Raw genomic sequence first — 14726 nt, forward strand, 5'->3', positions numbered from 1 at the left:
TCACCCCGCTTTATTTTTTGTATTTGCTTAGCATCTTTTTCAACTGATCTTGTTTTTCTGAGCGCTCTTCATGAGACATATCAGGTTCTTTTTGCTCCGATATCCATTCAGGAACTTTATCTTTTCGAGTGGAAGAATTTCCTTTTCCGCGAGTTGGTGCTTTTTTCTTAGGCTGCTGAAGTTCTTTAATGGCAAGGTTCATGGCTTCTCTTACAGTCTTTACCCTCGCTCTTGCCCAGTGACTCGCAAATTTTTCTACATAGTTTTTGGACAGCTTCTTATCCTGGGTTTCAATAATAAAATCAAGAAGAACGTTCATTACGCCAGGTGTCAGCTTCTGTTCATCCATAATTCGCTCCACTAATTTCATATCTGCTTCAGAAGGCTTTCCACCTTCTGCTGCACGTTGAAGAATATCATATGGGGTCATTTGTTCATAACGCTGTGCTGCCTTATCTTCTTCTGTTACAGGTTCTTTCGTATGAAATTCTTGAAGCTCAGCAGGCTGGCGCCTATATTGGAGCGCTGGTACTTTCCCTCGATTTTCAAGAGCAAACCAGCTGCTTACCTCCTTGCGCAAAAGATCATCCGATAGCTCGTCATGATGGATGGCGGCCTGCTCAACAATTCGTCCCATTTCGTAGGGCTCAATCTTATAAACAAAAGCAAGTCGCTCTATTGTTTTCTTAACCGAGTCAGTAAACATCTTATCTGTCACAATCATATCAGAAATGTGCTGTTTCATCACATCAAAGTCAAATTCTGAGGACGTAAAAACAAGACCCTTATTATCATTTCGACTTGCGATCTCCTGCACGTCGTCTTCCTCATAATCAGCCGTCATTTCGGAAGGGTGAAGTGAATCGTATACTTCATTAAATGAAGCCGTCATATCCTTATATTCAGAGAGATCCGGCTTTTCAACTGAAAAGTAATTTTTCAGATCATGGTAACGGTTACGCCCTAGTCGATTAAACAAGTAAATATTTAAAACACCGTCATTAAAAAAGCGATCAGGTGTTAGCGGGGGTTGAAGCTCATAAGTAAAGTGCCTCGGGTCATCTCCGTCTTTAAGGAAAGTTTTCAACAAACCGATGCCTTCTAACTTACGACGCTCTTCAAGCAATTTTTTTGTATCCCATCTCATCATCAGCAATAAATGGTGATGAGTCATTTTCGTAACAAGACTGTCCTGTTGTTCATGGGCGCTCCACATTGTCATATAGAGACTATAAGCACCAGCACCAATCAATGGCTGATATAACAGGGTTAAAACATTCCTATCATAATCATGCAATAATCCACACGCTTCAATTTGAAGCGTATCAACAGGAAGGAGTTCTTTCCAATGCATATGCTTCACCTTTACATTCCCTCTTAGATTTTCTAACTTACTTATAGCTTAAAACTGAACATCAAGCAAGGTTTTGCCCCGTACGATTTTAGGTTATTGACGTACAAAAAAAGAGCTTACACTAAGCTCCTTCTCGTTACTCTGCTCTGTTAATTAGTTCTTTAAGCTCACGAATAAACACATTGATGTCTTTAAACTGACGATAAACGGAAGCAAATCGAACATAAGCGACTTCATCAACTTTTGCAAGCTGATCCATCACAAGCTCCCCTACAGTATCACTACTGATCTCAGAAGCGCCCTGATTGCGAAGATCGCGTTCTATTTCGTTCACAATGGTTTCAAGTTTTTCGAGAGGCACCGGTCTTTTTTCACAGGCTTTTATTAAACCTCGAAGAATCTTTTCCCGGCTAAACTCTTCCCTAGCTCCATCTTTTTTTACTACAATAAGCGGTATTTCTTCAACTGTTTCAAACGTTGTAAACCGATAAGTACACGATTCACATTCACGGCGCCTGCGGATCGACCGGCCTTCGTGAACCGGTCTGGAGTCAAGCACTCTTGTACCATTATGATTGCAGTTGGGACAGCGCATTAGATCATCTCCACTAAACGAACAAGATTTCTATCTCTTATTTTAGCATAAAATGTGCGATGGCACACCTCTCACTAAAATTGCTCTGAAATGCCTGTTCCAATCAACGTTAATTTCTTCTTCAAATCTGTATAAATGGTTTCAATCACCTTTTTGCTAAAACCGAAATCTACCGGTAAGGGCGTTTCTGTTGAAACGGAAAAATCAACTGCTGTTTTATATGCACGCACGGTTACGACAGTACCAACGATTAACGCTTTTTTTGGACCCTTCACTTGAAAGACAAACTCTCCACGTTCGGGTGAATTGGTCACGATTTCACCTTTGTAGTGCTTTTGAAGAATGGCTTTTGCTTCTGTGAAAGCCTGTTCTTTTGTCGCTTTAAAATAGTGCGTTTTCAGAGCATCAATTTGATGTCTTTCCCCTGTTTCAGAACGGTTGCTGAAAAATTCTTTTAATCCCACCCCTAGTCCTCCTCTATTTTTTTTAAGGATAGCAATAAATGACTGATAAATCAACGAGATCGAGCAGAATCCCCTTTCATTCTGACCTGAAAGCCCCCCTAGGACAATTAAAAAAAGGGCACCCGAGGCACCCTTTCATTCGCTGTATAATTATGAAGTAAACGCTGATTGTTCTTCTCTTACTTTTGGTTTTACTGGTCCCATACCTCGCGGAAGTTCAATGTTTTCACGAGTATCCGCTCCAAGTGCATCTGCAATGTAATTTGCAGCTACGTTTGGATCAAGATCACCACATGTATACACATCGATACTGGCATAACCATGCTCAGGGAAACTGTGGATCGTTAAATGTGATTCAGAAATGATAACCACGCCACTTACACCCTGTGGTGCGAATTTATGAAATGCTACTTCACGAACCTCTGCACCTGACTTGAGAGCAGCTTCAACAAACGTTTCTTCAATAAATTTCATGTTGTTTAATTTTTCAGTGTCACAGCCCCATAATTCAGCAATGACGTGACGTCCCATTGTATCCATAGCAAAATTCCCCCTTTAAATTTACTCATGCCTAAAGCATGCGGTATTGAAAATCCACCACGGGGGAAAGTTAGTCCGATGAGGTCCTAACCCTTTAAGTAGTTTTCAATGCCAAATTGCTATAAAAGAAGTTCACGAAAAATAGTATAAGGCTTTTAAAATAGATTTGCAAGAATAAATTAAATGCAAACCTTCCTTCTCATCACTCACTTTCACAGAGTTAGCGAATCAGTACTAGTAAGAATATATCCCATTTATAAGAGAAATATCCTTCACCAGTCGTTTTTCTTCCAAATAAAAAGAAGCAGGATCGCTCCTACTTCTTTTTATTTCACCCTATACGCTCACTTTCAACCTCTCGGGAATTCGTTCTCCTACGTACTTTGCCATATCGACTACTCGACAAGAATAGCCCCATTCATTGTCATACCAGGCAAGCACCTTAACTTTTTTGCTTTCAACGACCATTGTTGATAGCCCATCAACGATAGAAGAATGCGCATTGCCGTTGTAGTCAATTGAAACTAATGGTTCATCAGAGTAACCAAGAATACCTCTTAGCGGTCCTTCCGAAGCAGCCTTTAAAGCATCATTCACCTGATCAATGGTTACTTCTTTCTTGAGATCCACCACAAGGTCTACTAAGGAAACATTCGGTGTCGGTACACGAAGCGACATTCCATTTAATTTCCCTTCTAAATGAGGCAAAACTTTCGAAATCGCTTTAGCTGCACCAGTGGAAGTTGGAATAATAGACTGGCCACAGGCGCGAGCTCTTCTTAAATCTTTGTGTGGATTATCGATGTTTTTTTGATCATTTGTGTAAGCGTGCACCGTTGTCATCATACCCGAAACAATTCCAAACGATTTATCAAGCACCTGAACCACTGGGGCAAGACAATTGGTTGTACAAGAAGCATTGGATAAAACGTGATGTTTCTTGTCATTGTATTCGCTTTCATTTATGCCCATTACGATTGTCAAATCTTCATTCTTACCAGGTGCGGTAATGATCACTTTCGTTGCTCCTGCTTCAATATGGTAACCGGCTTCTTCTTTCGTACGAAACTTTCCGGTAGCTTCAATGACAATGTCAATCCCCATCTCTTTCCAAGGAAGACTTTTGGGATCACGATTATTTAAAACAACTACTTTTTTATTGTTAATCTTTATTCCATTTTCAACTGGTGTAACCTCTCCATCAAATGTACCGTGAATGCTATCATATTTAATTAAATGGCTGAGCGTTTCTGGTGGATAGCTAGCGTTAATTGCTACAACTTCCAAACTATCTTCCATCATTGCCTTTCTAAATACCATTCGCCCAATTCTTCCAAAGCCATTAATCGCTACTCTTGATTTCATTCAGCGTTCCTCCCGCCACATATGTGTTATACTTATTTCCCCTATCACAAAATTAGTATAACATATAATATGCAAATGAAAAGATTAATTTACACTATTTTTGCAGATCCCCTTTATCTAAGCACTTGACTATAAAACACAAAAAACACGCCGTTTCAGACGTGTTTCCCCTCATATTACTCCCCATTTTTTTAGAATGTTGTTAAGCTGTTCTTCCGTCTCTTCACGTCCACCAGTGTTATCAATCACTTCATCAGCCAGTTCTTTCTTTTCTTCAATAGGCATTTGCGATTGAATACGTTCCAAAGCCTCTTCTTCGGTACTTTGGTCCCTTTCAACTAATCTCGATAGCTGGGTTTTGGCATCGACATATACGAGAAGGGTTTGATCGACCATATGAGTTAGCTCACTTTCAAACAACAGCGGAATATCGAATATAACATGCGCGCTTCCCTGCTCTTTAAAAGCTGCTGCTTGATCCAGCATTCCTTTTCGAATAGCAGGATGGAGTACTCGATTTAAAACATTGCGCTTCTCTTTATCCTTAAAGATGACGGAACCTAACTTCTTTCGATCAAGACCACCATCTTCCGCTTTCATGTCTTCTCCAAACAATTGAAAGATTTTTTCAAGTGCCGGCTCACCAGGTTCAACAACCTTTCGTGCCATCACATCTGCATCAACAATTGGTAAATCATAACGTTTAATCATTTCAGCTACAGTACTTTTTCCGCTAGCAATCCCACCGGTAAGTCCAATATCCATTCTTTTCCTCCTTCCCTACATCCTCATAAACCCTAAGATAATGAGTAGGCATCCTGGTAAAAATGATAATTTATCCATCCATTTGATGTTCGAAGTAAGGTTTCCAAACTTTAATCCCGAGAGTAAAAACAATGAACTCATACAGGCAATCAACAGAGATGTTTCTATTGGAGGGAATCCAACCATTGAAGCACCTATCCCAGCCCCAAACGCATCAAGGGATAACGCAGCTCCAAGCATGATTGCTTCAATGCCTGTAATTGTACCAGAATCATCAAAATCAGCCGTGGTTGGTTTTCTTAAAATACTGATAACCACTCCAAGCGAACGGATTTCATAATGAAGCAGAATTCGCTCGGAAACTGTTTTTTCAACGTCTTTATTGTTACGGATCATTTGATATAACACCCATACACCGAGCACGATAAGAATACCGCCACCAATTCGCTGAGCTACTATATCTGAAATCCATAACTGTAATAGTGAGCCAAATCCCATTGCGATTAACATGGAGATCGCCGAACAAATCGAAATGATAAGAATTGACTTAAACGGAATTTTCATCTTTCGTAGTCCATACGTTAAGCCAACTCCAAAACCATCTACACTTACTGCAAACGCTAAGAAAAAAAGAGAAACCCAGTACATAGGCGAGCTCCTTCCATACTAAAATCTTAAATAGTATATGAAAGGAGCCCATCCAACGCTACGAATCACTCATTTACTTGACAGGTTGGGCAAAAAGTCGTCCCTCTTCCCCCTACAACGATTTTCTCTAGCTCACGTTGACATTCTTTACAGCCTTCACCAGCACGTCCGTATACGAAGAGGCTCTCTTGATACGTCCCCACTTTCCCCTGGCTATTTACATAAGAGCGTATCGTACTTCCGCCCTTGTTTACCGCATCTGATAACGTACGAATGATCTCATCTCTAAGCTTATCAATTTCCTTCATTGTAAGTGTAGAAGCAATACGCTCTGGATGAATGCCAGCTTTAAACAACGCTTCATCTACGTAAATATTTCCTAGACCTACAACAAGAGTTTGATCTAACAACACTGTTTTTACTTTTCTTGATGTTTTTTGGAACCCTTTTTGTAATACTTCAGAGGTAAACTGTTTTGAAAAAGGTTCATGTCCCAGCTGCGCGAGTGGTAACTCGTTTTCCTCTAATCCAATAGGAAAAAGATGCATCGTACCAAACTTACGCACGTCGTGGTAACGAAGCTCTGTTCCATCTTCGAACGTAAAAAACACATGCGTATGATGATCAAATTCTTCATCGCTAGCAGATAACTTATATTTTCCTTCCATACGAAGGTGAGAAATGATTACGTCATCTTCCAGAATTAGTTTTAAAAACTTTCCTCTTCTTTCAACACCTGTAAAAGTCTGACCAATCACTTTCATTTTAAAGGCTTCAACATCATCTGGTTTTTTAATGATTTTAGGCCACTTTACAACCACATTTGTGACCTTCTTCCCAACAATCAGATCTTCTAGCGTGCGTTTAACCGTTTCTACTTCTGGTAATTCGGGCATATTTCCCTCTCCTTTGATGCCTACTTCGCATCATACCAGGTGGAGCCGTACTCATAATCAACTTTCAGTGGCACATCCAGTTTGATGGCAGATTCCATTACTTCAGGTACGATACGTTTTAACGTTTCAATCTCATCTTGTGGTGCCTCAAAAATCAATTCATCATGTACTTGAAGCAACATACGCGTTTCTAACTTCTCTTCTTTTAAGCGTGTCTCCATTTGAACCATGGCAAGCTTAATAATATCAGCAGCCGTCCCCTGTATGGGCGTGTTCATTGCTGTTCGTTCAGCGAAGCCACGTTGATTAAAGTTACGAGAATTAATTTCAGGTAGATATCTTCTTCTCTGTAACAAAGTTGAGACATACCCGTCTTCTTTTGCTTTTGTGACAACGTCTTCCATATAGTTTTTAACTCCTGGAAAGCTCTCTAAATAGCGGTCAATAAATTCTCCCGCTTCTTTTCTAGAAACGTCGATACTTTGTGATAACCCATAATCACTAATGCCGTAAACAATGCCAAAGTTAACGGCTTTCGCATGTCTTCTCATGTTAGATGTGACATCTTCTTTATCGACATTGAACACGTTCATTGCCGTTTTTGTATGAATATCTTCATCTTGTTGGAATGCTTCAATTAAGTTCTTATCCTGAGCAATATGGGCAAGAACTCGCAGCTCAATTTGAGAATAATCTGCTGCAAACATCACCCAGTCTTTTTGAGATGGAATAAACGCTTTTCTGATTTTGCGACCTTCTTCAAGACGAATCGGGATATTCTGCAAATTTGGATCAATTGAGCTAAGTCTTCCCGTTTGAGTAAGTGCTTGATTAAACCGTGTGTGTATTTTCCCTGTATCTGAATAGATGACTTTTAACAAACCTTCAACGTAGGTCGAATTTAATTTCCCGAGCTGACGATAAAGAAGAATTTCAGGAATAACCTCGTGCTTACTTTCAAGCTTTTCTAACACGTCTGCAGAGGTAGAGTATCCCGTTTTTGTTTTCTTCATCACCGGAAGCTCCAATTTTTCAAACAGGACTTCACCAAGCTGCTTCGGAGAGTTAATATTAAACTCAGTTCCTGCGAGTTCAAAAACCTTCGCTTCAATTTTACTCAGTTTTTCATTTAATTCTTCGCTCATTTTTTCTAGGAATTTAGTATCTACAGAAACGCCTTTTGTTTCCATTTCACCTAAAACCAGCGTTAGAGGCATTTCTAGGTCGTGGAACAGCTCATACTGCTCATTGTGCTTCAACTGTTCTTCAAGCTTCTCTTTTAACTGATAAACGGCATAGGCTTTTCGAACAAGGTGATCCGAAAACTCTTCTACTTCCGGAAGTTTACGTTTCGCGCCTTTTCCATAGATGCTCTCATCAGAAGACACAATAGAAAAGCCCTCTCGTCTTGAAATAGCAGATAGATCATGGGTTGATTCAGAGGGGTTTAAGAGATAAGAAGCAATCACTAAATCAAATGTAATCCCTTCTAAGGAAATCCCCTTCCAACCTAAAGCTACAACGGCTCTTTTCGCATCAAACACCCATTTTTTCTGAGTGCCATCTTCCAGAAAATCGCGGAACAATTCAGACTGTAACGCTAAATCTGTTGGAATGAAATAATTTCCATTTTCATTCACAAGTGAGATTCCTTGAATCTCTGCATTGTGGTAATTTTCTTCCATAACCTCGACAATCATCGCAGAAGGACTAACTAAGTGTTCAGACTGAATTTCGTTGATCGTCTCAAAAGGCAAGTCATCAATTTCTTCGTCCTCTACCTCAGCTTCTCCGATTCGATTCAATAGAGACTTGAATCCAAGCTCATTAAAAAGAGAGGCAACCGTTTTCTGATCATAACCACCATACCCAAGGTCATCTATTCCTAGCTCAAGCGGCGTTTCTTTAAAGATGGTCACAAGCTCTTTACTCATCATAGCCTGATCTTGATTTTCTTCTAACTTTTCTTTTAACTTTTTACCAGAAACCTCATCAAGTGATTCAAAAACAGCTTCTACCGTTCCAAACTGTTTTAACAATTTAAGAGCTGTTTTCTCTCCAACACCAGGTACACCAGGAATATTGTCTGAATTATCACCCATAAGTGCTTTCATATCAATAATTTGGTCTGCACTCAGCCCGTATTTTTCATGGAGAAAGGCTGGATCATATGTATCAATATCAGTGATTCCCTTTCTCGTTAAGGCTACGTGCACATTTTCAGAAACAAGTTGTAGTAAATCTTTGTCTCCAGAATAGATTTTCACTTCCCAATCTTCTTTACTCGCAAGATCCGATACCGTTCCGATAATATCATCTGCTTCATAGTTCTTAATTTCATATCGCTTAATATCAAATGCGTCCAGCACTTCACGAATGACAGGGAACTGTTCACTCAATTCTGAAGGGGTTTTTTGGCGACCACCTTTATACTCCGTATACGTTTGATGACGAAAAGTTGTTTTTCCCGCGTCGAACGCTACGAGCATGTGTGTCGGTGATTCGTTCTCAATAATTTTCAGTAACATCGTCGTAAACCCTAGTACGGCATTCGTATAAACACCTTTATCATTATTTAATAATGGTAATGCAAAAAACGCTCGATACGCAATGCTATTCCCATCGATTAACACTAACTTGTTCTTCAATAGAAGTCCTCCATCTCGTTCATATTATCGATCTTTGTCCATTATAAAAGACGCCTGCTTCATTTATTTTACCACGATGGGAAAAAGAATGAAAAACAAGCGTCCAATAAATCGCTCTTGTCCTGTTCCTAATAATAAAAAAAAAGGAGACGAGAAAGTCTCGTCTCAAAAATATGCTCTCGTCATGATGAAGGGGTCAACTATTACGTTACAGAAATAATTTGAAGGGCATATAAACTAACTGTAAAGAAAACGTAAAGATTAAGATCGTTTCTCTTTATTTAACGTAATCATAAACGTTGTCCCTTCACCAGGTTGACTATTTACTTCAATGTGCCCCTGATGGGCTTCGACAAGGTGTTTCACAATCGCAAGGCCAAGACCCGTGCCACCGGAATTCCTACTTCTTGCTCGATCGACTCGGTAAAATCGCTCAAAAATTCTCGGTAGCTCTTCTTGACGTATACCGATTCCATTATCTGAAATTGTAAACTTAACAGCATCGCTTTCTTCCTTTACGAATACCGTTACGCTCCCTCCTTCTGGAGTATACGTAATACTATTCGCTATTAAATTAAGAAACACTTGTTTTAAACGATTCGCATCGCCCTTGATTTGAAGATCTCCATCGTAGCGAATATCAACTTCAATGTTCTTCTTATCTGCCTTGCTTTTCGTCATTAAAAGGCAATCATCAATGACTTCTTTCAAGTCTACATCTTGCCAATTAAGCGAAAAATGCTTCTGTTCCATTTTTGAGAGGTCGAGTAGATCTTGAATAAGACTTTGAAGACGATCACTTTCATTTAAAATAATCGTTAGGAAACGAGTGCGGAAAGCTTTGTTTTCCATAGCTCCATCAAGTAGTGTCTCAGCAAAACCCTTCAACGAAGTGACTGGGGTTTTCAACTCATGTGAGACGTTTGCTACAAAATCTTTTCGCATTTGTTCAAGTTTTTTTAATTCTGTTATATCGTGAAAGACGAGAACGACACCCTTCAGCTTCTCGTCTTGATTTAAAATCGGTGCACCAGATACATCAAAATGTCGCATTTCAATCCCAACTGGCAGCTCAACTTGCTTTCGAACGGTTTGCTCAACTAATAGCGTCTCTTCCACTAATCGAATAATTTCCCTGTACGGAAGTGCTTCATAATAAAGCACATCTAAATAGTCTTCCGTTTTAATATGAAAAGTCTCTTTATAAAAGCGATTAACGAGGTTTATATGACCTTTTGAATCAATCAGAATTAGACCACTATCCATATTTTCAATCAATGTCATTAAACGGTTTTGTTGAATTTCATAAGAATTTGTCATGTTTTGTAAATTCCGTGCAAGAATGTTTAAAGCGTGACTAAGTTGTCCTGTCTCATCGAGCTTATATTCATAAGTTCGTGCTTTAAAATTCCCCGAAGCAAGCTCATTGGCAACATTCAATGCTCCCTCTAAAGGCTTGGTTAATTGATTTGAGATACGAAGACTAAGGTAAATAATAATGAAAAAAGCCCCAGCAAATGAAAATATCAAGATTAACCACATATTTGATAATGCCTCTTCACTAGCATTATCAAATAAAATTCCTTCAAATAAATTTCCTAAGAAAACAACCAAGATTGAAAAGACAAGAAAAAGAATAACAAATTGAGCATTTAAAAACCGCGAGCGAAAACGCTTCATTTACTGGATGGCTCCTCTAACTTATAGCCGAGCCCCCTGATTGTTTTGATGTATTCTGGTTTACGCGTATTCTCTTCAATTTTTTCTCTTAAATGACTAACGTGGACATCTACAATTCGTGTATCACCTACAAAGTCATAATTCCAAACTGCACTTAAAAGTTGTTCTCTTGTTAGCACGCGCCCTTTATGTCGTACGAGGTACACTAACAGTTCAAATTCTTTAGGTGTGACTTCCATCATTTCTCCTTGGAAAAATGATTCGTAATTGTTTGGATAAACCTCTAGTTCTCCAACCTGTATTTTCTCTGATTCTTCTTTCTCTGTTGCAACCTTTGATTCTTCAAGTTGTTTTACACGTCTAAGGATTGCTTTAACTCGGGCAACTACTTCTCTTGGACTAAACGGTTTTGTCATATAATCATCAGCACCCAGTTCAAGACCAAGTACTTTATCAAATTCATCATCTTTCGCTGTAAGCATTAACACAGGCGTATGAATGTGTCGCTGTCTTAATTCCTTACATACCTCTAATCCATCCATTTCAGGTAGCATCAGATCAAGAATAATGCAATTAGGATTCTCCGCCTCAACAACATCCAATGCTTGTGCACCATCTTCTGCCGTTACTACTTCATAACCTGCTTGTTCAAGGTTAAATTGTAGCAAAGTTAAAATCGACATTTCATCGTCAACAACTAGTATTTTTTGAGCCATTGTCATATCCCCCTAACGAATTTCCCCATTCATCAATGCCGACCACAGACGTTTTCTTTATTTTAGCCTGAATACCCTCATCATACTATTATTTTTACAAAGGCAAAAGAAAAACTTAAGTTTCTCTCCTTTATGAAGCGTTTTAATTACGCATTAGAAGGAATAACATAAAAAAAAGAGCCTTTAGCAGGCTCTAAAAATTATCGAAAGAAGTTGACTTCGTTAATGGTTTGGCAGAATAAGGTGGGCTAACAGTAAAAGTACCGTCTAAAATAGAATCTCCTGATTCGTTTACACCTTTCACACTTATTTCAACTTCGTGTGTTTCTGGGAGGACATCGACCACTTCAAACTGAAAGTGAAGCGTCTCATAATGATGAACAGGGGTTTCGTATATGACTTCTTGCTTTTTAATACTGCTTCCCGGTCCGGGCAAATACTTGGAAATAGCACCTGTAACAATAGCAAGTAGCATGATTTGCGGTACGATAGGTTTTTTAAAAGGTGTCATAGAGGCATAATCATGCTGAATGAAAAGAGGATTATTATCGTTTGAAAGACCAAGATATAAAAGAAGATCGCGATCTTCAATTTTTTCCGTTACTTCAAGCTTCTCACCTATTGATATTTCATCGATCATTCTTCCAAGCTTACGTTTTTTTCCTAATAGCATCGCTTCTCCCCCTTTAATGAAAGCGCTTTCTGAGGCGTTTTAAAAATAGATCCGGTTCTTACACCGGATCTATTCAATCGCCTTATTAACCTAAGACTGTCATAACTTTACGTACAGAGTTAGCTGATTTATCTAACTCTTTCTTCTCTTCCGCGGTTAAATCAAGCTCGATAATCTCTTCAATACCGCCTCCACCAAGAATTGTTGGTACGCCAAGGTAAAGACCGTCGTAACCATACTCACCTTCTAGATAAGCGATAGTTGGAAGGACACGACGCTGATCCTTAAGAATCGCTTCTGCCATCTCAACTAATGAGGCAGCAGGAGCATAATAAGCACTCCCATTTCCAAGGAGGCTTACAATTTCGCCTCCCCCTTTTCGCGTGCGTTCCACAATTTCAGCAAGGCGTTCTTCTGAGATTAATTTTTGAAGTGGAATACCCCCAGCAAACGAATAGCGAACAAGCGGTACCATATCATCGCCGTGCCCACCGAGGACAAAACCTGTAATATCTTTAACAGAAAGGTTCAACTCTTCAGCAATAAATGAACGAAAACGGGCAGAATCAAGAATTCCCGACTGACCTATAACGCGATTTTTAGGAAGGCCAGACTCCTTAAATACCGTATATGTCATTGCATCAACAGGATTCGTTAAGACTACAATAGTGGTTTCAGGAGAATATTTCACAATATCCTTCGTAACACTCTTCATGATTTTCGCATTTGTATTCACAAGATCATCTCGGCTCATCCCCGGCTTTCTTGCAATACCTGCTGTAATGACAACAATATCTGAATCTGCTGTATCTTCATAATTAGAAGTACCGGTGATTTTTGAATCAAATCCCTGAACGGGACTTGCTTCAAACATATCAAGTGCTTTTCCTTTTGTTGGTCCCTCTTGATTCGGAATGTCAACGAGCACAACATCAGCCAATTCTTTCTGAGCTAAAAGAAAAGCGGTGGTTGCACCAGTAAAGCCAGCACCAATTACAGAAACCTTTTTGCGTTTGATTGTCATTTACTAGCCACTCCTTTCATGCTTATAAGAATAGTGGTCCTTTGGTTTAGTCCATATTGTTGATAAGTTCATCACCAAATTCGGATGTTTTCACTTCCGTTGCACCGTCCATGAGACGAGCAAAGTCATAAGTAACCACTTTATTCGCAATTGTCTTTTCCATTGAATCTAGAACAAGCTTCGCTGCTTCATTCCATCCAATGTGTTCAAGCATAAGTACACCTGAAAGAATAACGGAAGAAGGGTTTACTTTATCAAGACCAGCGTATTTTGGAGCTGTGCCGTGTGTTGCTTCAAAAATCGCATGTCCTGTTTCATAATTAATGTTAGCTCCTGGAGCAATTCCAATTCCACCAACTTGAGCTGCTAAAGCGTCAGATACATAGTCACCGTTTAAGTTCATCGTTGCGACAACATCAAATTCAGCTGGACGAGTTAGAATTTGTTGTAAGAAAATATCTGCAATCGCATCTTTAACGATTAGCTTTCCTTCGCCTTCCGCCTTAGACTGAGCTTCGTTCGCAGCATCTTTCCCTTTCTCTTCTACGATACGATCATATTCAGACCACGTGAAGACTTTATCTCCAAATTCCTGCTCAGCTACTTCATAGCCCCAGTTTTTGAAAGCTCCTTCAGTGAATTTCATGATGTTACCTTTATGAACAAGCGTTACATTTCTACGTCCTTCATCAAGTGCATACTGAATAGCAGCACGAACAAGGCGCTTAGTTCCTTCTTCTGAAACGGGCTTAATACCAATACCAGAAGTTTCTGGGAAGCGAATGTTTTTTGCACCCATTTCATCCTGAAGGAATGAAATGACTTTCTTAACGTCATCTGTACCCTTCTGGAATTCGATTCCAGCATAAATATCTTCTGTATTTTCTCTGAAAATAACCATATCTGTATCTTCAGGACGCTTTACCGGTGAAGGAACACCTTTAAAATAACGAACTGGACGAAGACAAGTAAACAAATCAAGCTCTTGACGTAGAGCAACATTGAGAGAACGAATGCCCCCACCAACCGGTGTTGTAAGAGGTCCTTTAATCGCAATTATGTATTCACGAATAGCATCTAGTGTATCTCCTGGAAGCCATTCACCAGTTTTATCATAAGCTTTTTGACCTGCATAAACTTCTTTCCAGACGATTTTTTTCTTACCGCCATAAGCTTTATCAACTGCACCTTCTAGCACTTTAGAAGCAGCTGCCCATATATCAGGACCCGTACCATCGCCTTCAATGTATGGAATAATTGCATGATCTGGAACGTTTAGTACACCATTATTTACGGTAATCTTCTCTCCATTAGCCATTTTATATTCCTCCTAGTGAATGATTAACATTTAAAGTAAA

At 39.3% G+C, this 14726-nt stretch carries 14 protein-coding genes; all 14 read right to left on the minus strand.

The features are described 5' to 3' along the window. Window positions 1–10 precede the first annotated feature (10 nt). Window positions 11–1354, minus strand: coding sequence for a replication initiation and membrane attachment family protein (locus PQ511_RS06125; RefSeq protein ID WP_273851142.1), 1344 nt, complete (start codon window positions 1352–1354; stop codon window positions 11–13). Between the two features lie 136 nt (window positions 1355–1490). Then, window positions 1491–1949, minus strand: a complete 459-nt coding sequence (gene nrdR / locus PQ511_RS06130) for a transcriptional regulator NrdR (RefSeq protein WP_098444492.1) — start codon at window positions 1947–1949, stop codon at window positions 1491–1493. 74 nt (window positions 1950–2023) lie between these two features. After that, window positions 2024–2413, minus strand: coding sequence for a cytosolic protein (locus tag PQ511_RS06135; RefSeq protein WP_273851015.1), 390 nt, complete (start codon window positions 2411–2413; stop codon window positions 2024–2026). A 150-nt stretch (window positions 2414–2563) separates the two neighbouring features. Then, entirely contained in the window at window positions 2564–2953 is a 390-nt protein-coding gene (gene speD, locus PQ511_RS06140; RefSeq protein WP_098444494.1) for an adenosylmethionine decarboxylase, read from the minus strand. 336 nt (window positions 2954–3289) lie between these two features. Further along, entirely contained in the window at window positions 3290–4318 is a 1029-nt protein-coding gene (locus tag PQ511_RS06145; protein ID WP_273851016.1) for a glyceraldehyde-3-phosphate dehydrogenase, read from the minus strand. Between the two features lie 171 nt (window positions 4319–4489). After that, window positions 4490–5083, minus strand: a complete 594-nt coding sequence (gene coaE / locus PQ511_RS06150) for a dephospho-CoA kinase (RefSeq protein ID WP_273851017.1) — start codon at window positions 5081–5083, stop codon at window positions 4490–4492. Between the two features lie 15 nt (window positions 5084–5098). Continuing rightward, window positions 5099–5731, minus strand: a complete 633-nt coding sequence (gene ytaF / locus PQ511_RS06155; protein ID WP_273851018.1) for a sporulation membrane protein YtaF — start codon at window positions 5729–5731, stop codon at window positions 5099–5101. Window positions 5732–5796: 65 nt separating this feature from the next. Beyond that, on the minus strand, window positions 5797–6627 hold the full coding sequence (gene mutM / locus PQ511_RS06160) for a DNA-formamidopyrimidine glycosylase (RefSeq protein ID WP_273851019.1): 831 nt from the start codon (window positions 6625–6627) through the stop codon (window positions 5797–5799). Window positions 6628–6647: 20 nt separating this feature from the next. Next, on the minus strand, window positions 6648–9275 hold the full coding sequence (polA, locus tag PQ511_RS06165) for a DNA polymerase I (protein ID WP_273851020.1): 2628 nt from the start codon (window positions 9273–9275) through the stop codon (window positions 6648–6650). 261 nt (window positions 9276–9536) lie between these two features. Next, complete coding sequence (gene pnpS, locus PQ511_RS06170) at window positions 9537–10955, minus strand: two-component system histidine kinase PnpS (protein WP_273851021.1); 1419 nt, start codon at window positions 10953–10955, stop codon at window positions 9537–9539. Further along, window positions 10952–11671 (minus strand): response regulator transcription factor, encoded by a 720-nt coding sequence (locus PQ511_RS06175; RefSeq protein ID WP_273851022.1) that lies wholly within the window; start codon window positions 11669–11671, stop codon window positions 10952–10954. The genes pnpS and PQ511_RS06175 overlap by 4 nt, the downstream gene beginning before the upstream one ends. 193 nt (window positions 11672–11864) lie before the next feature. Then, complete coding sequence (locus tag PQ511_RS06180) at window positions 11865–12344, minus strand: MaoC family dehydratase (protein WP_273851023.1); 480 nt, start codon at window positions 12342–12344, stop codon at window positions 11865–11867. 85 nt (window positions 12345–12429) lie between these two features. Beyond that, a complete protein-coding gene (gene mdh, locus PQ511_RS06185) occupies window positions 12430–13368 on the minus strand; it encodes a malate dehydrogenase (protein WP_273851024.1) in 939 nt (312 codons plus the stop codon). 46 nt (window positions 13369–13414) lie between these two features. Continuing rightward, window positions 13415–14686: an NADP-dependent isocitrate dehydrogenase gene (gene icd / locus PQ511_RS06190; protein ID WP_273851025.1), complete on the minus strand. Its 1272-nt coding sequence runs from the start codon at window positions 14684–14686 to the stop codon at window positions 13415–13417. Window positions 14687–14726 lie beyond the last annotated feature (40 nt).

Source organism: Guptibacillus spartinae, assembly GCF_028610625.1.
GTDB classification, from domain to species: domain Bacteria; phylum Bacillota; class Bacilli; order Bacillales; family Guptibacillaceae; genus Guptibacillus; species Guptibacillus spartinae.

What these genes read in the sequence shown, in the direction of transcription:
- speD (WP_098444494.1), bottom strand. Translation starts at nt 2,953, where the DNA reads ATGGATACAATGGGACGTCACGTCATTGCTGAATTATGGGGCTGTGAC.
- mdh (WP_273851024.1), bottom strand. Translation starts at nt 13,368, where the DNA reads ATGACAATCAAACGCAAAAAGGTTTCTGTAATTGGTGCTGGCTTTACT.
- PQ511_RS06145 (WP_273851016.1), bottom strand. Translation starts at nt 4,318, where the DNA reads ATGAAATCAAGAGTAGCGATTAATGGCTTTGGAAGAATTGGGCGAATG.
- PQ511_RS06175 (WP_273851022.1), bottom strand. Translation starts at nt 11,671, where the DNA reads ATGGCTCAAAAAATACTAGTTGTTGACGATGAAATGTCGATTTTAACT.
- ytaF (WP_273851018.1), bottom strand. Translation starts at nt 5,731, where the DNA reads ATGTACTGGGTTTCTCTTTTTTTCTTAGCGTTTGCAGTAAGTGTAGAT.
- icd (WP_273851025.1), bottom strand. Translation starts at nt 14,686, where the DNA reads ATGGCTAATGGAGAGAAGATTACCGTAAATAATGGTGTACTAAACGTT.
- mutM (WP_273851019.1), bottom strand. Translation starts at nt 6,627, where the DNA reads ATGCCCGAATTACCAGAAGTAGAAACGGTTAAACGCACGCTAGAAGAT.
- coaE (WP_273851017.1), bottom strand. Translation starts at nt 5,083, where the DNA reads ATGGATATTGGACTTACCGGTGGGATTGCTAGCGGAAAAAGTACTGTA.
- nrdR (WP_098444492.1), bottom strand. Translation starts at nt 1,949, where the DNA reads ATGCGCTGTCCCAACTGCAATCATAATGGTACAAGAGTGCTTGACTCC.
- pnpS (WP_273851021.1), bottom strand. Translation starts at nt 10,955, where the DNA reads ATGAAGCGTTTTCGCTCGCGGTTTTTAAATGCTCAATTTGTTATTCTT.
- PQ511_RS06125 (WP_273851142.1), bottom strand. Translation starts at nt 1,354, where the DNA reads ATGCATTGGAAAGAACTCCTTCCTGTTGATACGCTTCAAATTGAAGCG.
- PQ511_RS06180 (WP_273851023.1), bottom strand. Translation starts at nt 12,344, where the DNA reads ATGCTATTAGGAAAAAAACGTAAGCTTGGAAGAATGATCGATGAAATA.